General features: G+C 75.6%; 24 protein-coding genes. 14 read left to right on the forward strand and 10 right to left on the reverse strand.

Translation table 11 applies throughout. The annotated features are described in order from the left end of the window. Positions 1-48 precede the first annotated feature (48 nt). Positions 49-1,098: a Ppx/GppA phosphatase family protein gene (locus HNR21_RS26130; protein WP_182707297.1), complete on the reverse strand. Its 1,050-nt coding sequence runs from the start codon at positions 1,096-1,098 to the stop codon at positions 49-51. Between the two features lie 205 nt (positions 1,099-1,303). Here HNR21_RS26130 and HNR21_RS26135 point away from each other — a divergent pair, with 205 nt between their 5' ends. Further along, on the forward strand, positions 1,304-2,521 hold the full coding sequence (locus tag HNR21_RS26135) for a CoA transferase (RefSeq protein WP_182707298.1): 1,218 nt from the start codon (positions 1,304-1,306) through the stop codon (positions 2,519-2,521). Here the strand turns inward: HNR21_RS26135 and HNR21_RS26140 are convergent. Continuing rightward, a complete protein-coding gene (locus tag HNR21_RS26140; RefSeq protein ID WP_220500304.1) occupies positions 2,508-3,563 on the reverse strand; it encodes an enoyl-CoA hydratase/isomerase family protein in 1,056 nt (351 codons plus the stop codon). The genes HNR21_RS26135 and HNR21_RS26140 overlap by 14 nt on opposite strands. Positions 3,564-3,639: 76 nt before the next feature. Here HNR21_RS26140 and HNR21_RS26145 point away from each other — a divergent pair, with 76 nt between their 5' ends. Beyond that, the gene (locus HNR21_RS26145) at positions 3,640-5,043 is read left to right on the forward strand and encodes an amidohydrolase family protein (protein ID WP_182707299.1); all 1,404 of its coding nucleotides are present in this window, start codon (positions 3,640-3,642) and stop codon (positions 5,041-5,043) included. Between the two features lie 137 nt (positions 5,044-5,180). Then, positions 5,181-5,774 (forward strand): TetR/AcrR family transcriptional regulator, encoded by a 594-nt coding sequence (locus HNR21_RS26150; RefSeq protein ID WP_182707300.1) that lies wholly within the window; start codon positions 5,181-5,183, stop codon positions 5,772-5,774. Positions 5,775-5,989: 215 nt separating this feature from the next. On the opposite strand, the gene HNR21_RS26155 is transcribed toward HNR21_RS26150, so the two are convergent. Together HNR21_RS26155 and HNR21_RS26160 are read right to left on the reverse strand one after the other, a co-directional pair. Beyond that, positions 5,990-8,173 (reverse strand): MMPL family transporter, encoded by a 2,184-nt coding sequence (locus HNR21_RS26155; RefSeq protein ID WP_182707301.1) that lies wholly within the window; start codon positions 8,171-8,173, stop codon positions 5,990-5,992. A gap of 5 nt (positions 8,174-8,178) precedes the next feature. Beyond that, positions 8,179-8,427: a hypothetical protein gene (locus tag HNR21_RS26160; RefSeq protein ID WP_182707302.1), complete on the reverse strand. Its 249-nt coding sequence runs from the start codon at positions 8,425-8,427 to the stop codon at positions 8,179-8,181. 159 nt (positions 8,428-8,586) lie between these two features. Between HNR21_RS26160 and HNR21_RS26165 the strand changes: the two genes are divergently transcribed. Both HNR21_RS26165 and HNR21_RS26170 read left to right on the forward strand, forming a co-directional pair. Further along, a complete protein-coding gene (locus HNR21_RS26165; RefSeq protein WP_182707303.1) occupies positions 8,587-9,726 on the forward strand; it encodes a sensor histidine kinase in 1,140 nt (379 codons plus the stop codon). After that, entirely contained in the window at positions 9,723-10,391 is a 669-nt protein-coding gene (locus tag HNR21_RS26170; protein WP_119729932.1) for a response regulator, read from the forward strand. Before HNR21_RS26165 ends, HNR21_RS26170 begins: the two co-directional genes overlap by 4 nt. 51 nt (positions 10,392-10,442) lie before the next feature. Here HNR21_RS26170 and HNR21_RS26175 read toward each other — a convergent pair whose 3' ends face one another. Further along, on the reverse strand, positions 10,443-10,862 hold the full coding sequence (locus HNR21_RS26175) for a CBS domain-containing protein (RefSeq protein WP_182707304.1): 420 nt from the start codon (positions 10,860-10,862) through the stop codon (positions 10,443-10,445). A gap of 194 nt (positions 10,863-11,056) precedes the next feature. Here HNR21_RS26175 and HNR21_RS26180 point away from each other — a divergent pair, with 194 nt between their 5' ends. Further along, complete coding sequence (locus tag HNR21_RS26180; protein WP_220500305.1) at positions 11,057-11,338, forward strand: DUF3040 domain-containing protein; 282 nt, start codon at positions 11,057-11,059, stop codon at positions 11,336-11,338. 20 nt (positions 11,339-11,358) lie between these two features. On the opposite strand, the gene HNR21_RS26185 is transcribed toward HNR21_RS26180, so the two are convergent. Further along, positions 11,359-11,727 (reverse strand): fluoride efflux transporter FluC, encoded by a 369-nt coding sequence (locus HNR21_RS26185; protein ID WP_182707306.1) that lies wholly within the window; start codon positions 11,725-11,727, stop codon positions 11,359-11,361. Next, positions 11,724-12,161: a fluoride efflux transporter FluC gene (locus tag HNR21_RS26190; protein ID WP_182707307.1), complete on the reverse strand. Its 438-nt coding sequence runs from the start codon at positions 12,159-12,161 to the stop codon at positions 11,724-11,726. The genes HNR21_RS26185 and HNR21_RS26190 overlap by 4 nt, the downstream gene beginning before the upstream one ends. Before the next feature lie 61 nt (positions 12,162-12,222). Here HNR21_RS26190 and HNR21_RS26195 point away from each other — a divergent pair, with 61 nt between their 5' ends. Next, positions 12,223-13,491, forward strand: coding sequence for an APC family permease (locus tag HNR21_RS26195; RefSeq protein ID WP_182707308.1), 1,269 nt, complete (start codon positions 12,223-12,225; stop codon positions 13,489-13,491). Positions 13,492-13,537: 46 nt separating this feature from the next. Here the strand turns inward: HNR21_RS26195 and HNR21_RS26200 are convergent, their stop codons facing one another. Next, positions 13,538-14,299, reverse strand: a complete 762-nt coding sequence (locus HNR21_RS26200) for an IclR family transcriptional regulator (RefSeq protein WP_119729927.1) — start codon at positions 14,297-14,299, stop codon at positions 13,538-13,540. Between the two features lie 59 nt (positions 14,300-14,358). Continuing rightward, positions 14,359-14,559 carry a DNA primase gene (locus tag HNR21_RS26205; RefSeq protein WP_182707309.1) on the reverse strand — a complete coding sequence of 67 codons (201 nt, stop codon included), beginning with the start codon at positions 14,557-14,559 and terminating at the stop codon, positions 14,359-14,361. A gap of 199 nt (positions 14,560-14,758) precedes the next feature. Here HNR21_RS26205 and HNR21_RS26210 point away from each other — a divergent pair, with 199 nt between their 5' ends. Continuing rightward, the gene (locus HNR21_RS26210; protein WP_182707310.1) at positions 14,759-15,373 is read left to right on the forward strand and encodes a TetR/AcrR family transcriptional regulator; all 615 of its coding nucleotides are present in this window, start codon (positions 14,759-14,761) and stop codon (positions 15,371-15,373) included. 92 nt (positions 15,374-15,465) lie between these two features. Here HNR21_RS26210 and HNR21_RS26215 read toward each other — a convergent pair whose 3' ends face one another. Beyond that, entirely contained in the window at positions 15,466-16,323 is an 858-nt protein-coding gene (locus tag HNR21_RS26215) for a PhzF family protein (RefSeq protein ID WP_312881284.1), read from the reverse strand. A gap of 376 nt (positions 16,324-16,699) precedes the next feature. Here HNR21_RS26215 and HNR21_RS26220 point away from each other — a divergent pair, with 376 nt between their 5' ends. The 6 genes from HNR21_RS26220 (at position 16,700) to HNR21_RS26245 (ending at position 22,855) form a co-directional block, all read left to right on the forward strand. Next, complete coding sequence (locus tag HNR21_RS26220) at positions 16,700-17,563, forward strand: alpha/beta hydrolase family protein (RefSeq protein WP_182707312.1); 864 nt, start codon at positions 16,700-16,702, stop codon at positions 17,561-17,563. Between the two features lie 115 nt (positions 17,564-17,678). Then, complete coding sequence (locus tag HNR21_RS26225) at positions 17,679-18,155, forward strand: nucleoside deaminase (RefSeq protein ID WP_119729923.1); 477 nt, start codon at positions 17,679-17,681, stop codon at positions 18,153-18,155. Between the two features lie 143 nt (positions 18,156-18,298). Then, the gene (locus tag HNR21_RS26230; protein ID WP_182707313.1) at positions 18,299-20,443 is read left to right on the forward strand and encodes a SpoIIE family protein phosphatase; all 2,145 of its coding nucleotides are present in this window, start codon (positions 18,299-18,301) and stop codon (positions 20,441-20,443) included. Positions 20,444-20,538: 95 nt separating this feature from the next. Next, the gene (locus tag HNR21_RS26235) at positions 20,539-21,099 is read left to right on the forward strand and encodes a hemerythrin domain-containing protein (protein ID WP_182707314.1); all 561 of its coding nucleotides are present in this window, start codon (positions 20,539-20,541) and stop codon (positions 21,097-21,099) included. 10 nt (positions 21,100-21,109) lie between these two features. After that, the gene (locus HNR21_RS26240; RefSeq protein WP_182707315.1) at positions 21,110-22,159 is read left to right on the forward strand and encodes an NAD-dependent epimerase/dehydratase family protein; all 1,050 of its coding nucleotides are present in this window, start codon (positions 21,110-21,112) and stop codon (positions 22,157-22,159) included. 51 nt (positions 22,160-22,210) lie between these two features. After that, the gene (locus tag HNR21_RS26245) at positions 22,211-22,855 is read left to right on the forward strand and encodes a hemerythrin domain-containing protein (protein ID WP_182707316.1); all 645 of its coding nucleotides are present in this window, start codon (positions 22,211-22,213) and stop codon (positions 22,853-22,855) included. Positions 22,856-22,873: the final 18 nt, after the last annotated feature.

Consider the following 22,873-nt stretch of genomic DNA (forward strand, 5'->3'; position numbering starts at 1 on the left):
GGAATTAATCACCGTAAATATCCCCGGATCGTCAAGATGTTCCACCCCTCAGCCGAGCACCGCGAGATGACGGCGCCGCTGGCCGCCCGCGTCGGGCATGGGCTGGAGCAGGTCGGTCAGCACGGTGCGGTCGGCGTGCTCGGGGTCGGTGAGGGCCAGCAGCCGGTGCAGCGCCACGCCCTCCCGCAGCGCCCACGGGCAGATCTCCACCCGGGTCAGGTCGAGCGCCGCCATGACGCGTTCGGCCACGATCGCGCCCGCGACGATCTGGCGGGCGCGCGGCCGGGAGACGCCCCGCATCCTGGCCCGCCGCTCGGCCGGGCGCCTGGCCAGCCGGGGGATCTGCGCCCGCAGGTCCGCCCGGTCCAGGGTGCGGCGGGCGTACGGGCCGGCCGACGCCCTGGGCGCGCCGGCGAGCACGGCCAGCTGGGTGAACGTGCGGGAGGTGGCGACCGCCAGCAGCGGCCGGTCGGGGACCTCCGCGACGGCCTCGCGCAGCACCGGCAGCCGGCGTTCCAGCTTGGCCTCCACCCGGCGGCGCAGCCTGCGCAGGTCCTTGCGGCGCGGCGGGTCGTCGGGCAGGAACCGGCGGGTCAGCCGCCCGGCGCCCAGCGGCAGCGACATCGCCACCTGCGGCTCCGCGCCGCCCAGCGCGGCGCGCCCGTACGCCAGCTCCAGCGACCCGCCGCCGATGTCGGCCAGCAGGATCCCCCCGGCCGACCACCCGTACCAGGCGCGCACCGCGTGGAACGTCAGCCGCGCCTCGGCCTCCCCGCTCAGGAACCCCGGCCGCACCCCGCACGCCCGCTCGATCCGGCCGAGGATCTCGGTGGCGTTGGCGGCGTCCCGCACCGCCGAGGTGGCGAACACGACCAGCTCGTCCACCTCCAGCTCGCGGGCCTCCTCCACCGCCTGCCGCACCGCCGCGACCAGCCGCCCCACCGCCGGCTCCTCGATCGTCCCGTCCGGCCCGATCGCCTCCGCCAGGCGCGTCGGGCACTTCACCGCCCCCACCGGCAACGGCGGCAGCCCCGCCATCAGATCCACCACCAGCAGATGGGCCGAGTTCGACCCGATGTCCAGCACACCCGTACGCATGCGCGCCCTTTACCCCCGATCCCCCACCTCAGCCCTGAACCACCCCTGACCAGCCCGGACCCTGAGCAAGCGTGCGCGATCGCCGATCCGGGGCGGGAAGTCCGATCCGGCTTGCACAGGAGGCGGTGCGACACGCCGTCGCCGACCGTCTGCCTGGTGGAGAACCCCGTCGTCTGACGGGACCGCCCCGGGGTACCGTCCGCACATGCCGAACGACGCACCGGCCGACTGGGCCCGCAGCGGCGTGGTCGCGCTGACCGGCCGGGCGGACGGGCCCCCGCTGGTGCCGCCCGGGCGGGCCGCGTCCCTGGCCGCCGAGCTGGCCGAACGGTTCGCGGCCCGCACCGGGGTGCGGGTGGACGGGGCCCGGCTGCTGTCGGAACGCGCCGCGTTCACCGGGCACCGGCGGCGTGGGACGGTGTCGGCCGGGGGCGCGTGCCGGCTGCTGCCCACCGCCGACGGATGGGCGGCCGTCTCGTGCGCGCGCCCCGACGACCCGGCGCTGCTGGGGGCGCTGGCCTGCGCGGAGGTGGACGACGACCCGTGGCCCGCGGTCACCGCGTGGCTGCGCGGCCACACCGGCGCCGAGCTCGCCGAACGCGCGGAACTGCTGGGGGTGGCGGCCGGTCCGGTCGTCCACCGCGAGACGCCGCCGCCGCTCCCGGAGCCGGGGCCGCCCCGCCCTGTGGCGGGACTGCTGGTGGTCGACTTCAGCGCCCTGTGGGCGGGACCGCTGTGCGCCCACCTGCTCGGGCTCGCGGGCGCCCGGGTGGTCAAGGTCGAGACGCCCTCGCGGCCGGACGGGGCCCGGCGGGGGAACCGGGACTTCTACCGGCTGCTGCACGCCGGGCATCGCTCCGTGGTCCTGGATCCGGGCACGGCGGACGGGCGGGCGGCGATGGCGGCGCTGGTGGAGGCGGCCGACATCGTCATCGAGGCGTCGCGTCCCCGGGCGCTGGCCCGGTTCGGGCTGGACGCCGAGGCCGCCGCGGCGGCGGGCACGACCTGGATCTCGATCACCGCCTACGGGCGCGGCAGCGGCCGGGTGGGCTTCGGCGACGACATCGCCGCCGCGAACGGGCTGGTGGCGTACGAGGCGGACGGCACGCCGCTGTTCGCCGGGGACGCCATCGCCGATCCGCTGACCGGGCTGGCCGCCGCCGTGCTGGCCGCCTCCGGAGACGGCGGACGGCTGTGGGACGTCGCGATGGCCGACGTGGTCGCCGCCACGCTCGACCCCGGTCCCCCGCGACCGTCGACCGAGGCGGGGCCGGACGGACGCGGCGGATGGGTGGTCGACGCCCCGTCCGGGCCGGTGCCCGTGGCCGAGCCGGAACGGCGGCGGGCCCCGGCCGGCCGGGCTCCCGGCGGCGGCGAGCACACCGACGAGGTCCTGCGCGAGCTGGGGCTCAGCCGGGGCTGACCGGCTCCACCCGGTCCACCAGCCCCCACGCCAGCGCGGCGGGCGCGGGCAGCGGACGGCCGGTCAGCGCCAGGTGCAGGGTCCGCCAGCGCCCGATGCGGCGCGGGATGCTGACGGTGCCGCCCGCGCCGGGGATCAGCCCCATCCCGACCTCGGGCAGTCGGAACACCGTCTCCGGATCGGCCACCACCGTCGCGGCGAAGGCGGGCAGCTCGATCCCCGCGCCGACGCACGCTCCGTGCACGCGGGCCTCGACGCGCGGGCCGAGCCGGTGCAGCAGGCGGCCCGCCCCCGCGCGGGTCCGGATGAAGTGGGCGGTGGCCAGGTCCGGCGCGGTGCCGAACTCGTCCAGGTCGCCGCCCGAGCAGAACGACGGCCCCGCCCCGCCGAGCACCACCCGGGCGATGCCGTCGTCCAGGAGCGCCACGCGCAGCGCGTCGACGAGCGCGTCGCGGACCTGGCGGCCGTAGGCGTTGCGGCGTTCCGGACGGTTCAGCGTGATCAGCAGCCGGTCCCCCTCGCGGCGGGCCAGCACCGGCTCGGCGGACTCCGGCGGCAGCGGGCGCGGACCCCGTTCCTCCAGCCAGCGGCGGAACTCCGCGCCGCCCAGCAGGGTCGAGTAGGCCAGCGACTCCACGTCCAGGGCCGCGTCGACCGGCAGGTGCTCCGAGGCCCGCAGCACCTGGCCGAGCACCACGGCCGCCTGCGGGTTGGCGTGCGCGGCCCGCTCCAGGGCGCGCAGTTCCCGTTCGGGATCGGGAACGGCGACGCAGGCCCGGCCCCCGTCCTCGGCCGCCAGCGTCAGGTCCAGCGCCGGCACCAGCCCCGCGACCTTCTCCGGCACGGCGCCGGAGGCGACGCCGACCAGCAGCCGGTCGGCCGCGCGGGCCGCCGACGCCGCCCGGACCAGCGTCGCGGGCGAGGCGGCGGCGTCGAGGTCCACCGCCAGCAGCGGCTCCGGCACCCGGCCCGTCCCGTCCAGCGGCGGCGGGTCCGCGGCGCCCCCGGCCAGGTCGGCCAGCTCGCTGAGGGAGATGCGCACACGGCCTCCGTTCTGCCAGGTCGGCGGGCATGCACCACGATGATCGCGCCGCGCCGCGAAGTGTATCGTCGGGGCCGTGGCGACCGGGCTGCTGCTGCGCGACGCCGAGATCGACGGGCGGATCCGGGCGGACGTCCGGGTGTCCGGCGGGCGCGTCACCGAGGTGGCCCCCGCGCTGGAACGCCGCGGCGAGGAGGAGTACGACTGCCGGGGCGGCGCGCTGCTGCCGGGGCTGTGCGACCACCATGTGCATCTGCACGCGCTGGCGGCCTGGCGGGGGTCGGTGCGCTGCGGCCCGCCGGAGGTCACCGACCGCGCCGGGCTGGCCGCCGCGCTGGCCACGGCCGTACCGGACGCGCACGGCTGGATCCGCGGGGTCGGGTACGCCGAGACGGTGTCCGGTGACCTGGACGCGGCGGCGCTGGACGCGCTGCGCGCCGACCGGCCGGTGCGGGTGCAGCATCGCAGCGGCGCGCTGTGGGTGCTCAACACGGCGGCGTTGACGGCGGTCGGGGCGATGGACGGGCCGTCCGGGGTGGAGCGTGACGCGGCGGGCCGCCCCACCGGGCGGCTGTGGCGGGCCGACGAGTGGCTGCGGTCGCGCCTGCCCCCGGCCGGGCCGCCGGATCTCGGTCCTGTCGGCGCCGCCCTCCTGCGGTACGGCGTCACCGAGGTCACCGACGCCACCCCGGACCTGGATCCCACCGCCGTCCAGGCGATCACCGACGCCATGCGGAGCGGGGCGCTCCCCCAGCGGGTCCGGCTGCTGGGCGTGCCGCTGGGCGAGAACGCCCCCGGTGACGGCGGCGGCCCCGGGCCGGTGACCGGCCCCTACAAGATCGTGCTGGCCGACTCGGGCCTGCCCCGCTACGACGACCTGGTGGAACGGATCCGGGCCGCGCACGACGCCGGGCGTTCCGTCGCGGTGCACTGCGTCACCCGGGAAGCGCTGGTGCTGCTGCTGGCGGCGCTCGGCGAGGCGGGGCCGCTGCCCGGCGACCGGATCGAGCACGCCGCGCTGACGCCGCCCGGACTCGTCGGCGACCTGGCGCGGCTGGGGGTCCGGGTGGTGACCCAGCCGGGGTTCCTGGCCCATCGGGGTGACGACTACCTGCGGGACGTTCCGCCGGAGGACCGCCCGGACCTGTATCGCTGCGCCGCGTTCCTGCGGGCCGGGGTGCCGCTGGCGCTGTCCAGCGACGCCCCGTACGGGCCGGTGGACCCGTGGGCCGTCATCGCCGCCGCGACCGAACGGCGCACCCCCTCCGGCCGGGTGGCCGGGCCGGGCGAACGGCTCACCTTCCGCCAGGCCCTGGACGCCTGTCTCGCGCCGTCCGGCGACCCCGGCGGGCCGCCCCGGCGCGTGCGTCCCGGACTGCCGGCCGATCTCGTCGTCCTGCGGACGCCGCTGGCGGACGTGCCCGGCGGCGCCGATCCGGTCCGGGCGGTCCTGGTCGGCGGGGCGCTCGCGGCCCGCTAGGAGGCGGACCGTTCCAACCCGGTGCGGTGCACTGGTCTGCATCCTGATCCGGTCCGGTATGCCCCTGACGCGGGTTACGCTGGCGCCCTGATCGCCGCCGGACCCGAGCCGCCCAGCAACCCGAGGGGGTCGCAGCCGTGCCGAAGCAGGCCGCCGAGAAGGCGCAGATCGTGGAGGCCGCCTACCGATGCCTGGCCGACACCGATGGCGCGACCGCCTCCATCACCGACATCCTCACCACCGCGGGCCTGTCCACCCGGGCCTTCTACCGGCACTTCCAGTCCAAGGACGGGCTGCTGCTGACCATGTTCCGCGAGGACGCCGACCGGGTGATGCAGGAACTGCGGGCGATGATCGCCGCCGCGCCCACCCCCGCCGAGGCGCTGCGCGCCCTGATGCACGGGATGCTCCGGCTCACCGCCGACCCCTCGCGGCGGCGGCGCGTGCTGGTGCTGACCTCGCAGGAGGCCCAGCGGGCGCGCGGGTACGCCGCCGAACGGGCCCGGTTCCTGGCCATCCAGGACTCGGTCATCGCCGGCATCCTGCGCGCCGGGCTGGCCGACGGCTCGTTCCCCCGGGCCGAGCCCGAGTCCGACGCCCGCTTCATCCGCGCCGCGCTGGGCCATGCCTTCGAGGCGCAGATGCAGCAGACGACCCCCCTGCGTCCCGAGGAGGCCGCCGACCAGGTCACCGACTTCGCCCTGCGCGCCCTGGGCGCCCGCCCGGCCTGACCCGCTCTCTTGGGAACGGCCCCGGCCCCGAGGCCGGTCAGCCCCGGCGCGGCGTGGCCGGATCATGGCCCGTAGGGCCGTACCATCGGTTCCGGCGATGCGACAAGGCCGGCCCACCCGCACACGGTGGGCCGGCCTTTTCCCATGTCGTTCCGGCCGCGCGGCCGGCGGCGGCCCGGCCCCGCCGAGGGGCCGGGCCGTGATCCGGGGCCGGGTCAGGACGGGCGTTCCAGGGCGACCTTGGGCAGGAGGCGGGCCAGCGGGGACGGCAGCCACCAGGCGCGGCGGCCGAGCAACTGCATCACCGCGGGCACGATCAGGCAGCGGATCACCACCGCGTCCAGCAGGATCGCCACCGCCAGGCCGAGGCCGAACTGCTGCAGCATCCGGCTCGGGCTGAGGATGAACGCGGCGAACACCACGATCATGATCGCCGCCGCCGCGGTGATCACCTTGCCGGTGGCGGCCAGGCCCTCGCGGACCGCCCGCCGGTGGTCCGCGTCCCGCTCCCACTCCTCGTGGATCCGGGAGACCAGGAACACCTCATAGTCCATCGACAGCCCGAACACGATCGCGAAGATCATCACCGGGATGAACGCCTCGATCGGGCCGGGCTGCGCCCCGAGCAGGCCGTGCTGGAAGACCAGCGTGATCGCGCCCAGCGCCGCCGCGATGGACAGCAGGTTCAGCAGCGCCGCCTTGAGCGGGATCAGCAGCGACCGGAACACCGCCATCAGCAGCAGCGACGACAGCCCCACCACGATCGCCACGAACAGCGGCATCCGTTCCGCCACCGTGTCGGCGAAGTCCTGGGCGGCGGCGGTCGGCCCGCCGACCAGGTAGGTGCCGCCGGTGCGTTCGGCCAGCGACGGCAGCACGTCCGAGCGGAGCGTGTGCACCAGGTCGCCGGTGGCCTCGTCCTGCGGGGCGGTCTCGGGGAACGCGATCACGGTGAACACGGCCCCGTCCCCGGAGGGCAGCGGCGGGGTGGCCGCGGCGACGCCGTCCGTCCGGGTCAGGGCCGCCTGCAGGTGCCGTGCGGCGGGCTCGCCGCCCTGGGCGACCACGACGAGCGGGCCGTTGAAGCCCGGCCCGAACCCCTCGGCCAGCAGGTCGTAGGCCTGGCGGTGGGTGGAGGAGGGGGCGTCGTTGCCCGCGTCGGCGAAGCCCAGCCGCATGTCCAGCGCCGGGGCCGACAGCGCCAGCAGGGCGGCGACGGCGGCGAGCAGGGCGGGCAGCGGGCGGCGCTGCACGGCCGTGGCCATCGCCCGCCAGCGCGCGCCCTCGACCCGGCCCCTGGCCTCGGCCCTGGCGGCGCGCCTGCGGACGTTGCGTTCGATGCGCCCGCCGAACACCGCCAGCAGCGCCGGCAGCAGGGTGAGCGAGGCGGCCATGGTCACCAGCACGGTCAGCGCCACCGCCAGCGCCACGCCCTGCAGCGCGCCCAGGCCCAGCGCCACCAGCCCGAGCAGCGCGATGATCACGGTGCAGCCGGCGAAGAACACCGTCCGGCCCGCCGCGTCCAGCGCGATCCGGGCGGCGGCGGCGCGGTCGGCCCCGGCGGTCAGCTCGTGCCGGTACCGGTAGAAGATCAGCAGCGCGTAGTCCACGCCGACGCCCAGCCCCACCAGCATCATGATCGGCGGGGTGAAGTCGGCGACCGTGAACACGTGCGAGGCCAGCGCGATCAGCCCGACCGCGCCGCCCACCGCGAACAGCGCGGTGACCAGCGGCAGCGCCGCCGCCACCAGCGAGCCGAACAGCAGCACCAGCACCACCAGCGCGGCCAGCATCCCCGCGCCCTCGGCCGACCCGCCCTCCTCGGACTCGGCGACCGCCCGGATCGCGTCGCCGCCCAGCTCGACCCGCAGCCCGCCGGTCTCGGCGGCCTCGGCGGTGTCGATGATCCGGGTGACGTCCTCGGCGGGCACCTGCTCGGCCCTGGCGTCGAGGGTGACGGTGGCGTAGCCGATGGTCCCGTCGCGGGAGATCGCCGAGGCGTCGGCGTACGGGCTGCGCACGTCGGCGACCCCGGGCAGCCCGCGCACCCGCTGGAGCATCGGCTCGACGCGGTCGCGCACGCCGGTCAGCCCGGCCTCGCTGTGCACGACGATCTGCACGCTGTCGCCGGCCTGCGGCGAGCCGTGCTCGGTCAGCAGGTCGGTGGCGGCCTGCGAGTCGGTACCGGGCAGCGAGAAGTCGTTGCGGTAGTCGCTGCCGGCCGCCTGGGAGCCGACGGTGATGGCGGCCACCACCAGCACCCACAGCAGCAGCGCGCCCCAGCGGCGCCGCTGCGACCAGGCGGCCAGCCGCCCGAACAGACCGGTGCGGGGGGCGCCCCGCACCGCCGCGGGCTCGGTGGGCCCGGCCGGCGGGGCCGTGCCGCGCGTCGAAGACATGATCATCAACCTCGGTTTCCGGAACGGGGGTCGCGACCGGCCAGCCGGGCGCCGACGACCGCGCCGATCACGGCGCAGACCACCGGCACCGCCAGGACGGCGGGCGGCGGTTCGCCGGTGCCGTCCAGGGCGAGCGAGCGGCCGAGGACGAAGGCGAACAGCACGCCCGCGACCTCGATCAGCAGGAACCCGGCGGCCCCGCCGACCAGCAGCCCGACGAGAGCGGCCCGGCCGGACGGAGAGTTCGCGTTCATGCCCGACAGCGTGGACGCGCGTCCACCGCCCGGGCATCGGCCTGCGGCGGACACCCGCCGTACTCCGCCAGTTGCGACCTCGGCGACGGCCGTACTCCCGGAGTTGCGAACAGGCCCGCGACGGGGATCACGGGACGCCGGCGGCCCTAGGCTGAGGGCATGACCTCAGGCGGCACCACCCGGTTGCGGCTGCCGCGCGGGCGCGCGGCGGACGCGGCGCTGGCCGTCGCAGTCTTCGTCGTGTCGGCCACCGGCACCGTCCGGGCGTTCGTCGGCGGGCCGGGCGAGTCCTGGGCGGTCACCGTCCTGGGCTGCGTCCTGATCACCGTGGCGTGCGCGGCGCTGTACCTGCGCCGCCGGCATCCGGTGGCCGTCGGGACGCTGGTGTTCGCCGCCACCGGCGCGTACTACCTCACCAGCGTCTACGACGGGCCGCTGATGATCGCGCTGATGGTGGCGCTGTACACGGCCGCGGCGGCGGGCCGGTTGCAGGCGGCGGTCGCGCTGGCCGCGCTGACCCTGATCGGCGTGGGCGCCGGCACCCTGGCGGGCAACCACGAGATCAACGGCATCGCGCTGTTCATGCTGGCCGGCTGGCTGGTCGCGGTGGTGGCGCTCGGGTGGGTGGCGCACAGCCGCCACGCCTACGTCCGCGAGGCGCGGGAACGGGCCGCCGGACAGGAGCGGCTGCGGATCGCCCGGGAGCTGCACGACGTGGTCGGTCACCACATGTCGCTGATCAACGTGCAGGCCAGCGCGGCGCTGCACCGGATCGGGCGGGACCCGGCGCAGGCCGAGGAGGCGCTCGGCGCGATCAAGGAGTCCAGCCGGGAGGCGCTGCGGGAGCTGCGCGCCACCCTCGGGGTGCTGCGGCAGGCCGACGAGGACGTCCCCGTCGCGCCGCCGCCGGGGCTGGCCAGGCTGGAGGAGCTGGTCCGGGCCGCCGAGCAGGCGGGCCTGCGGGTGCGCACGCGGACCACCGGGGACGCCGGGCCGCTGCCGGTCGAGGTGGATCTGGCCGCGTACCGGATCGTGCAGGAGTCGCTGACCAACGTCGCCCGGCACGCCCGCGCCCGTACCGTCACCGTCCGCCTGGACCGCGGGCCGGACGCGGTGACGGTGGAGGTCGCCGACGACGGCGACGGCCCCGCCCACGGCGCGCCCGGCAGCGGGATCACCGGCATGCGGGAGCGGGCGCGGGCGCTGGGCGGCGAGCTGACCGCCGGTCCCCGGCCGGGCGGCGGGTTCGCGGTCCGGGCCCGGCTGCCGCATCGCGGCGGAACGGTCCCCCGGTCATGATCGAGGTCCTGCTGGCCGACGACCAGCGGCTGGTCCGCGCCGGGTTCCGGTCGATCCTGGAGGACGAGGACGACATCACGGTGGTCGGCGAGGCCGCCGACGGGGAGCAGGCCGTGGCCGCCTGCCGCGAGCTGCGGCCGGACGTGGTGCTGATGGACATCCGGATGCCGGGGGTGGACGGGCTGGCGGCGGCCCGCCGGATCGCCGCCGACCCGCGCCTGGCGGACGTGCGGGTCGTCATCCTGACCACGTTCGACCTGGACGACTACGTGTACGGGGCGCTGCGCGCCGGGGCCGCCGGCTTCCTGGTCAAGGACACCGAGCCCGAGGAGCTGATCCACGCGGTGCGGGTGGCGGCCCGCGGCGACGCGCTGATCAGCCCGTCGGTCACCCGCCGGCTGATCGCCGAGTTCGCCGCCCGGGTGCGCGCCCCGCGTCCCGACCCGCGGCTGAACGCCCTGACCGAACGCGAGCGCGAGGTGATGCGGCTGGTGGCGGCGGGCCTGAGCAACGACGAGATCGCCGCCCGCCTGGTGCTCAGCCCCGCCACCGCCAAGACCCACGTCAGCCGGATCATGACCAAGCTGGCGGTGCGCGACCGCTCCCAGCTGGTGGTGCTGGCGTACGAGTCCGGCCTGGTCAGTCCCGGCTGGCTGGCGGGCTGAACACGGCGGGGGCGCCCCGCCCGGGGCGCCCCCGCCGGTGCGTTCCCGGCGTCACCGGTTGGGGGAGGCGGCGCTGATGTCGGCGAGCGCGGACTTCTCGTCCCGCTCGATCGCCAGGTCGCCGATCGACACGATCCCGACGGGCTTGCCGTTCTCGACGACGGGCAGCCGGCGCACGGACTTCTCGCGCATCAGGTGCACCGCGGTGCCCAGGTCGTCGTCGGGCCCGACGGTGACGTCGGCGCTGCTGGCGATGTCGCCGACCCTGGTGGAGGACGGGTCGCCGCCCTCGGCCATGCACCGCACCACGAGGTCGCGGTCGGTGACCACGCCGCGCAGCGTGTCGCCCTCGGTCACCAGGACGTCGCCGATGTTCTCGTCGCGCATGCGCCGGGCGACCTGCCCCAGGTCGACGTCGGGGGAGACGCAGACGGGCGAACTGGTCATGATCTCGCGGATCTTGCGAGCCATCGCGGAACCTCCTTGTTCGGGATGTGTGGTCCGGCCCCTACCCGCGACGGGAACGGGCATTCGGCCCGGCGGGCGCGGTCTTCCCGGCCTCCGGGGCGCGACCTACGCGAACAGGTGTCAGACGGGGCGCGCTGGGTAACGGCCCTGACCGTACGGCCGGTGCGCCTGGAGGGCGGTGAGCTTGCACGATGCGGTTGACCAGGCATGAACGGGCCGCGCTGCACCGGATCGAGACGCAACTGGGCCGGGCCGATCCCGAGCTGGCCTGGCGGCTGCGCACCTTCGAGCCCGCGGACGCGGCCGAGGACGCTCCGGTCTCCTGGCGGCCGCCGCGTGTCGCGGTGGCCGTGGCCGCGGCGATCGTCGCGGTGATGGTCTTCTTCCTCGCCGTGATCGTCCTGTCGGTGAACCAGCCCTGCTCCCCCGCCCCGAGCCGGGCCGACGCCCCCGCCACCACCGGCCCGCGCACCTGCTGACTCGAAAGCCGCGGATCCGGCTAGAGCAGGACTTCGACGAAGTGGGCGGCGGCGGCTCCGGCGGCGGCCGCGGCCAGGGCCGCGGTGACCGAGGCGGCGACGTTGGTCAGCGCGTGCCACCGGGCGCCGTCCTCCAGCAGCCGCAGCGTCTCGTACCCGAACGTCGAGTAGGTGGTCAGCGCCCCGCACAGGCCGGTGCCGGCGAACGCCATCAGGCCGGGGCCCGCGGGCAGGGCGGCGAGCAGGCCCAGCAGCCCGGAGCCGAGCACGTTCACCCCGAGCGTGCCCCACGGGAACCCGCCGCCGAAACGGGACCGCGCCCACTGGTCGGCCAGGTAGCGCAGCGGCGCGCCCACCGCCGCCCCGAGGAGGACCAGAACGGCGGTCATGGGCGTCCGCCCCGGCGGACCAGCGGGCGCGTCACCCGCAGTCCCGCGTACACCGCCGCCAGCGCGCAGACCACGGTCGCGACCAGGTACGCCACCGCGACCCCGGGCGCCCCCGCCTGGAACGCCCGCTGGACGTCCAGCGCGTAGGCGGAGAACGACGTGAAGCCGCCCAGCACCCCGACCCCCAGGAACGGGCGGGTCAGCGGATGCACCCGCGGCCTGCCGGTGATCACCGCCATGAGCACGCCGATCAGCAGGCACCCCGACACGTTGACGGCGAACATCGCCCAGCCGAAGCCGCCGGGGGCGTGCGGGAACGCCTCGGCGACGCCGTACCGGGCCAGCGATCCCAGCATGCCGCCCGCCGAGACCGCCGCCACCGTCCGCGCGGTGCCGCCGTCGGACACGGACATCTCCCCCACCGGCGGGTTCATCCGCCGTACACCTGCATGAATCGACGCCCAGTGTAGGAAGGACGCGGAGGGAGTGGTGCGGATGGGACGACCGGCGGCCGGCGGGCCGGGGTTGCGGCGGCGTCTCGGCCTGACCGACGCGGTGGTGATCGGCCTGGGCTCGATGATCGGTGCGGGGGTGTTCGCCGCGCCGGCCCCCGCGGCGCGGGCCGCCGGGTCCGGGTTTCTGGTCGCGCTGGCGATCGCGGCGGTCGTGGCGTACTGCAACGCCACCTCCTCGGCCCGGCTGGCCGCCCGCCATCCGGCGTCGGGCGGCACCTACGTGTACGGGCGGGAGCGGCTCGGCCCGTTCTGGGGCTACCTGGCCGGGTGGGGCTTCGTGGTGGGCAAGACCGCCTCGTGCGCGGCGATGGCCCTGACGGTGGGCGCCTACGTGTGGCCGGGCCACGAGCACGCGGTCGCGGTGGCCGCGGTGGTGGCGCTGACCGCGGTGGACTACACCGGCGTCCAGAAGACCGCCCGGCTGACCAGGGTGATCGTCGCCGTCGTACTGGCGGTGCTGGCGGCGGTGGTCGTGGCCTGCGCGACCTCGGGGCGGGCCGACGTCTCGCGGGCGCTGCCCGAGGCCGGGCCGGACGGCTGGGGCGTGCTGCAGGCGGGCGGGCTGCTGTTCTTCGCGTTCGCCGGGTACGCGCGGATCGCCACGCTGGGCGAGGAGGTCCGCGACCCGGAACGGACGATCCCGCGCGCCGTCCCGATCGCGCTGGGCCTGGTGCTGGTGGTGTACGCGGCGGTCGGCACGGCCGTGCTGGCGGTGCTGGGGCCGCGGGGGCTGGCGGAGTCGGCCGCGCCGCTGGCGGACGCGGTCGGGGCCGCGGGGGTCCCGGCGCTGGAGCCGGTGGTCCGGGCCGGGGCCGCGGTCGCCGCGCTGGGGTCGCTGCTGGCGCTGCTGCTCGGGGTGTCCCGGACGACCCTGGCGATGGCGCGGGACGGTCACCTGCCCCGGCCGCTGGCGGCGGTCCACCCCCGTTTCGGGGTGCCGCACCGGGCCGAACTGGCGGTCGGGGCGGTGGTGGCGGTGCTGGCGGCGACCGCCGACCTGCGCGGCGCGATCGGGTTCTCCTCGTTCGGGGTGCTGGTGTACTACGCGATCGCCAACGCCTCGGCCTGGACCCTCGCCTCCCGGGAGGGCCGGCCGCCGCGGGCGATCCCGGCGGTGGGGCTGGCCGGGTGCCTGCTGCTGGCGTTCACCCTGCCGACCGGCTCGGTGGCCGCGGGGACGGCGGTGCTGGCGGTCGGCGCGGCGGCCTACCTGGTCCGCCGCCCGTGTTCGCCCGAAGGCACGTCGTAGGACGCCCGGGTGAACGCGTTCCGCGGCGCCGGGGCGCGGCCGGGGGTCAGGAGACCGGGAGGCTGGCGCAGCCGCGGGCGATGGCCGCGGCGGTGGTCCGCAGCGGCTCGATCAGCCGGGGCAGCTCCCGGGAGCGCCGGGAGGACAGCACGATGCCCAGGGCGGCCACCACCCGGCCGTCGACGGTGACCGGGACCGCCGCCGAGCAGGAGCCGAGCGTCATCTCCTCGTGGGTCAGCGCGTACCCGCGGTCACGGACGGCGTCCAGCTCGCGGGCCAGCCGGCCCGGCTCGGTGATCGTGTAGGGGGTGGGGCGTTCCAGTTCGCGGGCCAGGTAGGCGGTGACGAACCAGTCCGGCTCGTGGGCGAGCAGGACCTTGCCGACCCCGGTCGGGTGCATCGGCAGCCGGCCGCCGGTCCGGGAGACGATCGGGACCGCCCGGCGGCCGTACACCTTGTCCACGTACAGCACCTCGAGCCCGTCGCGGACGGCGACGTGGACGTTCTCGCCGGTGGCGGTGAACAGCTCCTGCAGCCAGGGACGGGCCGCCTCGTGCAGCCGGCCGGTGGCGAGCTGGCCCAGCTCCCACAGCCGCATCCCGACCCGCAGCCGGCCGTCGGGGGCGCGGGACAGCACCTGGGCGTCCACCAGCTCCGCCACCAGCCGGTGCGCGGTCGACAGCGGAAGCCCGCTGCGGCGGGCCAGGTCGGTGAGGGTGAGCCGGGGATGCGCCGCGTCGAACGCCCCCAGCACGGCCAGGACCTTCGAGGTCACCGACCGTCCGGGTTCGCGCGCGCCGCCTGCCATGACGGAATTGTCCCACCGCAGGCGGCGGCGCGTCCGAGCGGCCCGGAGCGGTTACGGCGTCAGTCGTCGCCGCCGCCGTTGTCGTCGCCGTCATCGCCGCCGTCGTCGTCGTCACCGTCGTCGGTGGCGCAGCCGGCGGTGACGGCGGCGACGGAGCCCACCGCCGCCACCACGGCGACGGCCGGCACCGACGCCGGGACCAGCGAGGTGATCAGTGCGAGCAGGGTCTTGACGACGCCGAGCAGTGTCCTGGACAGCATGGTCGACTCCTTCCGGGGCACCGGCCGCGGGGCGGCGGGGCGACCCCGAGGGGACGGGTCGGCAGAGGGCGTACCCGCGATCTTCGCGTCCCAACGCGGCCACGGTCCAGGCCCGGATCCGCACCGCCGTTCCGAACACCCTGCTCCAGCGCCCCGTCCGGCCGAGGGGCGCATCCTCGCAATCACTTAAAGTGACTGCATGGCTACTGATTCCGAGGTGGAACGGCTGATCGGAACCGCCACCCGGCTGTTCGCCGAGCTGGGCTACGACGGGACCTCGGCGCGGCTCATCGCCGACGCGGCCGGGGTCGACGTGGCCACTCTCGTCGCCGAGGCGGGCGACCGGCCGCAGCTCTACCGGACGGTGATGATGCGGGCCCACAACGCCGAGCGGGAGGCCATGGAGGCCGCCCTGGCCCGGTTCGACGGAACCCGCGCGGGCCTGTCCGGCCTCCTGGACGCCTACCTGGACTTCTGCGTGGACAACCCGCACGTGCTCGCCCTGTGGCAGCACCGGTGGATGGGGGACGCCGCCGACGTCCCGGGACTGGAGCAGCTGTACAGCCGTCCGCTGGCGCTCGCGGTGAGCGAGCTGGTCGCCCCCTTGATCCCCGAGGACGTCCCCGCCGACTTCCTGGTCTGGAGCGTCGTCTGGTGCGTGTACGGCTACCTCACCGGCGGCATGCAGACCGCCGATCCGATGCGTCACGAGGGCCGCCGATCGGGCGTCCCGCCCCAGGACCTGGAGGCGTTCCGCCGGTTCCTGCACACCATGATCCTCCGGATGACCTCGCCTCAGCAGCCCGGCCGGTGACCGGCGCCGCGGCGCCCGAGGCCGCGGCCCAAAGGCCGATGTGCGCGCGCACATCGGCCTTTGGTCACGGGCCGTGATGGGTGGGGGCGCGGTCAGTCCCGGATGCGCACCGCCGTTCCGGAGACCCGGATCCGGGGGTCGCCGGGGCGCAGTTCCACCCGCAGCGTGCCGGGGCGGCCCATGTCCTCCCCCTGGTGCAGGGTCAGCACCGCATCAGGACTCACCTGCCCGAGATCGCGCAGGTAGGCGCCGAACGCCGCGGCGGCGGCCCCGGTCGCCGGGTCCTCGACGACGCCGCCCACCGGGAACGGGTCGCGCACATGGAAGGTGTCCGCCGACTCCCGCCACACCAGTTGCACCGTCGTCAGGTCGTGTTCGGTCATGAAGCCGAGCAGGCGGTCGAAGTCGTAGTCCAGGTCGGCCAGCCGGGCGCGGGTGGCGGCGGCCAGCACCAGGTGCCGGGCCCCGGCAAACGCGATCCGGGGCGGCAGGGCGGGGTCGAGGTCGCCGGCCTTCCAGCGCAGCGCGTCGAGGGCCCGGGCGACCTCCGGCCCGCCGATCTCCGCCACGTACGGCTCGACGCTGGTCAGCGTCGCGCTCAGCCCGCCGTCCGGGTCCCCGCCGACCTCGACCGGCACCCTCCCGGCCGGGGTGTGGAACGTCAGCGGGCCCGGCCCCAGGCGTTCGGCCAGCGCGACGGCGGTCGCGATCGTCGCGTGCCCGCAGAACGGCACCTCGGCCTTGGGGCTGAAGTAGCGCACGGTCCAGGCGCGCTCCTCCCCCGGCTCGGGCGGCGCCGTCAGGAAGGCCGTCTCGGAGTAGCCCACCTCGGCGGCGACCGCGAGCATCGCCGCGTCGTCCAGCCCTGAGGCGTCCAGCACGACCCCCGCCGGATTGCCGCCGTCCGGGTCGGTGGTGAACGCCGCGTACCGCAGGATCTCCGCTCTCACGGCGGACGGTGAAGTGCTCATGCCCGGTCGAACATCCGCCGCCCGCCCGTGCTTCCCGGCGTTCCGCGACCGCGCAGGGACGACCACGCACCGTTGACGCCACCGCCACGGAAAGGCGTCACCGGCTGTCCCGTGGCCCATCCCGGCCCTTGCTTCGCGCACGCCCCTCACAAGGTCGCGGCGGCGAGCGACCCGGTCCGTGATTTCACCGATGGCGGGCGGATCCGGCGCTCACACACTGAGGCCCGTTCGGTTCCGCCGGGACGTGCCACTCCCCCGGCGCCACCGGATCGGGTCCCGACCGCCCCGGCGGGAACCCGCGTGCGGCGCGCCGGTGCGCCGCGGACCCCCGCAGTCCGTCTGTGAAAGGACGACCATGCCCCTGAAGAAGTCGATCGGGCTCGTCTCCGCCGCCGCGGCGCTGGTGGCCGGCCTGGCCGCCGCCCCCGCCGCCCAGGCCGCCGACAACCCCTACGAACGCGGCCCCGACCCCACCGAACGCAGCATCGAGGCCGCCCGCGGCCCGTTCGGCGTCTCCACCGAGCGGGTCGGCTCGCTGGGGGTGTCGGACTTCGGCGGCGCCACGATCTACCACCCGACCGACCGGAGCCAGACCTACGGCGCCATCGCCATCTCGCCCGGCTTCACCGCCGGCTGGACCAGCCTGTCCTGGCTGGGCGAGCGGCTGGCCTCGCAGGGCTTCGTGGTGATCGGCATCGACACCATCACCCGCCTGGACCAGCCCGGCAGCCGCGGCCGCCAGCTGCTGGCCGCGCTGGACTACGCCACCACCCGCAGCAACGCCCGCGCCCTGATCGACGCGCGGCGCCTGGCGGTGGCCGGTCACTCGATGGGCGGTGGCGGCACCCTGGAGGCCGCGGCCGAGCGGCCCTCGCTGAAGGCCGCGATCCCGCTGGCGCCGTGGAACCTGGACAAGAGCTGGGCGGAGGTCCGCACCCCGACCCTGATCATCGGCGGCGAGAGCGACAACATCGCCGCGGTGAACACGCACTCGATCCCGTTCTACAACAGCCTCTCCAACGCCCGTGAGAAGGCGTACATGGAGATCGACAACGGGACACATTTCTTCCCCAACACGGCCAACACCCTCATGGCCAAGTACATGATCAGCTGGATGAAGCGGTACATCGACGACGACACCCGCTACGAGCAGTTCCTGTGCCCGCCCCCGGACGACCGGGGCATCTCCGAGTACCGGCACACCTGCCCGGGCAGCTGACACCCCCGCTCCCTCCCTCCCCGGTGGCGGGTCGCGCTCCGGCGCGGCCCGCCATCGGGCGTCGGCGGCCCGCGCCGGGCTACGATGCCGCGCGGATCTCGACAGGGAGGCGACCATGGTGAACGACACGGACCTGCGTCATCTGCGGCGCTGTGTGGAACTGGCCGGGCAGGCCCTGGAGTCGGGCGACGAGCCGTTCGGATCCGTCCTGGTCGCCTCCGACGGCACCGTGCTCTTCGAGGACCACAACCACGTGGCCTCCGGCGACCGCACCCGGCATCCGGAGTTCGCGATCGCGCGGTGGGCGGCGAGCGCCCTGACGCCCGGGGAACGGGCGGCGGCGACCGTCTACACCTCCGGAGAGCACTGCCCGATGTGCGCGGCGGCGCACGGCTGGGTCGGGCTCGGCCGGATCGTGTACGCCAGTTCCTCCGAGCAGTTGTCGGGCTGGCTCGCCGAGTGGGGCGTCGCGGCCCCGCCGGTCCGGCCGCTGCCGGTCCGCGAGGTGGTGCCGGGCGCGGTGGTCGACGGCCCGGTGCCCGAACTGGCCGCGTCCATCCGCGAGCTGCACCGTCGTTTCCTGGGGGTTTGACCCGGACGGTGGTGTGCGCCGCGCACCGGCCGGGCATACCGCGCTGGCGGAGGTGTTCGTGGTGGCGACAACGATGACGACCGAGGCCCCGCCGCCGGGCCCGGGTGCCGCCGTGGTCGGCCCGGACCGGGGAGCGAGAGGCCATGCGGGACGAGGCCGCCCAGGCCGTTGAGACCGGGGCCGAGTGGCTCGACCCGATGGTCGGCCGGATCATCGCGCGCGCCGGCGCCACCATCGGCCTGCTGTACCTGCTGGAGCCGGACAAGCAGGTGCTGCGGCTGACCACGGTGCTGGGGGTCAGCCCCGACATCGCCGCCCCCTGGAAGCGGGTGCCGGTCGGCGCCCCCGCGCCCGCCACCGACGCGCTGCGCGAGCACCACCTGGTGTGGATCCGCAGCCATACCGAGCTGGCCCGCCGCTACCCGCGGACCGCGCTGATCCTGCCGTACCAGTTCGCCCTGGTCGCCGCCCCCATCACCTGGGGGGACACCGACTGGGGGGCGCTGGTCCTGGTACTGCCGCCGTTCCACCCGCCGCACCTGTCCCGGCAGGAACGGCGCCGTCTGGAGACCGCCTGCCGGCGGCTGGGCCGCTACCTACAGGAGGCCGCCGACAGCGGCCGTCCCGTCCGGCCCGCCCTCGAGCCGAGGCTGATCTCACCGCCGCCCTCCCGCAGGCCCGATCCCGGCGAGCCGGTGCTGGCGCTGGAGTTCACCGAACGGCTGCCGGAGGGATGCTGCTCGCTGGACCTGGAGGGCCGGATCGTCTTCCTCACCACCAGGGCCGCCGAACTGCTGGGCAGGCCGCGCGCGGAACTGCTGGGCCGGCTCCCGTGGGAGGCGCTGCCCTGGCTGTACGACCCGGTCTACGAGGACCGCTACCGGTCCGCCCTGGTCAGCCGGCGGCCGTCCAGGTTCACCGCGCGGCGCCCGCCGGACCAGTGGCTGACGTTCGACATGTGGCCGGACGGCAGCGGCATCAGCGTCCGCATCACGCCCACCGACATGACCGGCGCCATCGAGGACCAGACCGGGCGGCCGGAGGCGGCGCCGTCCTCCCCCATCCGGGCCGGGGTGCTCTATCAGGTGATGCACCTGGCGGCCACGCTCACCGAGGCGGTCGGGGTGCAGGACGTGGTGGACCTGGTCGCCGACCAGATCATGCCGGCCTTCGACGCGCAGGGGCTCGCGCTGTTCCGGGCCGATAACGGCAGGCTGCGGATCATCGGCCACCGCGGGTACGGCCCGGAGATGCCCGAGCTGTTCGATGCGGTGTTCTACCGTCACCCCCGGCCGACCCCGGTCGAACGCGCGCTGGTCAGCGGCATCCCCAGCTTCATCACCTCCCCCGAGGAGATGGAGCGGATCTATCCCGGGCTGTCGGCGATCTCGGGCAAGTCGGCGTGGGCGTTCCTGCCGCTGGTCGCCTCGGGCCGGCCGGTCGGGTGCTGCCTGCTGTCCTACGACCGGCCGCACCCGTTCCCGGTGGAGGAGCGGGCCATCCTCACCTCGCTGGCCGGTCTGATCACCCAGGCCCTGGAACGCGCCCAGCTCTACGACGCCAAGCACCAGCTCGCCCACGGCCTGCAGGCCAGCCTGCTGCCCGCCGAACTGCCCGGCCTGCCGGGGCTGGAGGTGGCGGCCCGCTACCGGCCCGCGACCCGCGGCCTGGACATCGGCGGCGACTTCTACGACCTGATCCGCCTGAACAGCGCGACGGCGGCGGCGGTGATCGGGGACGTGCAGGGCCACAACGTCACCGCCGCCGCGCTGATGGGGCAGGTCCGCACCGCCGTGCACGCGCACAGCGCCGCGGGCGCCGCCCCGGGCGAGGTCCTCGCCCACACCAACCGGCTGCTGACCGACCTCAACCCGGGCCTGTTCACCAGTTGCCTGTACGCCCAGATCGACCTGGAGAGCCGGAAGGTCTGCCTGGCCTCGGCCGGGCATCCCCCGCCGCTGCTGCGCCGGCCGGACGGGGACACCGAGGTGCTGCCGGTGGAGCCGGGCCTGCTGCTGGGCATCGAGCCGGGCGGCGACTACCCGACGGTGGAACTGCCCTTCCCCGACGGCTCGGTGCTGGCGCTGTACACCGACGGGCTGGTGGAGTCGCCGGACATCGGCCTGGACGACGCGATCGTCGAGCTGGCCAAGACCCTGTCGCGGGCCGGGCGGCAGCCGATCGAGTCGCTGGCCGACGTCCTGCTGCGGCACAACCTGCAGAACGACTCCGTCAGCGACGACATCGCCCTCCTGCTGCTCAGCCCGTACGGCCGGGGAACCGGCTGACCCGGCCGCCCGCCGCGACCGTGACGTGCGGGTTCGGGATGCATGCCGGGACGATGGGCGGGTACGGCGCTCGCACGCCGACGAGGAGGGTGACCATGAGCGCCGAGACCGATGTGGTCGACCTGCTGCTGCGGCAGCACGAGCAGATCCACGAGCTGTTCTTCCAGGTTCAGGACCGCACCGGAGACGAACGACGGGACGCCTTCCGGCGGCTGGTCCGGCTGCTGGCCGTGCACGAGACGGCCGAGGAGGAGATCGTGCACCCGCTGGTGCGCCGAGTCGCCCCGGACGGGGAACGGGTCGTGGCCGAACGGCTGGCCGAGGAGCGGCGGGCCAAGGAGATCCTGGCGGCGCTGGACGGCATGGACATCGGCGACCCGGCGTTCCTGGACGGGATCCAGGAGCTGCGCAGGGCGGTCCTCGACCACGCCCGCGAGGAGGAACGGCAGGAGTTCCCGCTGGTGCGGCGGGAGTTCGGGACCGCCGAGCGCCGGGCGCTGGCGGCGGCGGTGCGCACCGCCGAGGCCACCGCGCCCACCCACCCGCATCCGGGCACCGAGAGCGCGACCCGCAACCTGCTGGCCGGGCCCGCCGTCGCCGTGTTCGACCGGACCCGCGACCTGGTCAGCGGGGCGCTGGCCAGGGTGACGCGCTGAGGAGGGACCGATGCGGGTAGTCGTCATCGGCGCCACCGGCAACGTCGGCACCAGCCTGGTCGAGGCGCTGGCCGCCGACCCGCGGGTGACCTCGATCCTCGGGGTGGCGCGGCGCCGGCCGGGGTGGACGGCCGGCAAGACCGAGTGGGCGCAGGCCGACGTCACCACCGCCGACCTGGTGCCGCTGCTGCGCGGCGCCGACGTGGCGGTGCACCTGGCGTGGCTGTTCCAGCCCACCCACCGGCCGATGGTGACCTGGCGCAACAACGTGCTGGGCAGCGCCCGGGTGTTCCGCGCGGTCGCCGACGCCGGCGTCCCCGCGCTGGTGTACGCCTCGTCGGTGGGGGCCTACTCCCCCGGGCCGAAGGACCGCCGGGTCGACGAGCACTGGCAGACCCACGGCTGGCCGATGGCCGCCTACAGCCGGGAGAAGGCGTACGTGGAACGCCTGCTGGACAGCTTCCAGGTGGTGAACCCGGACTGCCGGGTGGTGCGGCTGCGGCCGGGGTTCATCTTCAAGCGCGAGTCGGCGACCCAGCAGCGGCGGCTGTTCATGGGGCCGCTGGTGCCGAACCGGCTGGTGCGGCCGGGCCTGATCCCGGTGGTCCCGGACTTCCCGGGGCTGCGGTTCCAGGTGCTGCACGCCGACGACGTGCGGGAGGCGTACCGGCTGGCGATCACCGGCGACGCGCGCGGCCCGTTCAACCTCGCCGCCGACCCGGTGGTGGGGGCCAGGGAGCTGGCCTCGCTGCTGGGGGCGCGCATCGTGCGGGTCCCGGCGGCGGGGGTGCGGGCGATGCTGGCGGCCGGCTGGGGCCTGGGCCTGGTGCCCGCCTCGCCGCAGCTGTTCGACCTGGCCCGGCACATTCCGATCATGGACACCGGCCGGGCCCGGCGGGAGCTGGGCTGGACGCCCCGGCACAGCTCGCTGGAGGCGCTGGAGGAGTTCCTGCGCGGGCTGCGGGAGGGCGCCGGGATGGACACCCCGCCGCTGTCGCCCGGCACCGGCGGCCCGATGCGGATCCGGGAACTGACCACCGGGGTCGGCCACCGGCCCTGACCGGACCTTCGGACCGGCACATCCTGACCGACGAAGTTCGAGGAGCGACGGATGCCCGACGTCATCACACTGATCACCAAGGACCACCGGGCCATGGAGAAGCTGTTCGACCGGCTGGCCTCCGACCGCGGGAGGCGGCCCGAGCTGGTCAAGGAGATGAGCGCCATGCTCATCGCCCACTCCCGCGCCGAGGAGGAGCGGGTCTACCCCGCCATCGCCGAGGAGGCCGGTGAGAAGGGCGAGATCGAGCACAGCGAGGAGGAGCACAGGGAGGCGGAGGAGACGCTGCACCGGCTCGAGGGCATCGACCCGGGTGGCCCCGACTTCGACCAGTGCCTGGAGGAGCTGGTCACCGCCGTCAAACACCACATCGAAGAGGAGGAGGGCGAGATCCTGCCCGCCCTCAAGAAGGCGGTGAGCAGGAAGCGGCTCGACGAGCTGGGCGAGGCGTTCGAGGAACGCCGGATGCAGGAGATGTCCAAGCACGGCTTCGGCGCCAAGAAGGCCCCGAAGACCACCGGCAAGACCCGCGGCGGCGTGCGCTCCGCCGTCAAGGGCGGCAAGGGCGGCAAGGCCGCCCCCGCCGGGACCAAGCAGGAGCTGTACAAGCGGGCGCAGGAGCTGGACATCTCCGGCCGTTCGAAGATGACCAAGGACGAGCTCGCCAAGGCCGTCCAGAAGGCCGGCCGCCGCTGACCGCGTCCCGCGTGACCG

Source organism: Thermomonospora cellulosilytica, assembly GCF_014138835.1.
Taxonomy (GTDB): domain Bacteria; phylum Actinomycetota; class Actinomycetes; order Streptosporangiales; family Streptosporangiaceae; genus Thermomonospora; species Thermomonospora amylolytica.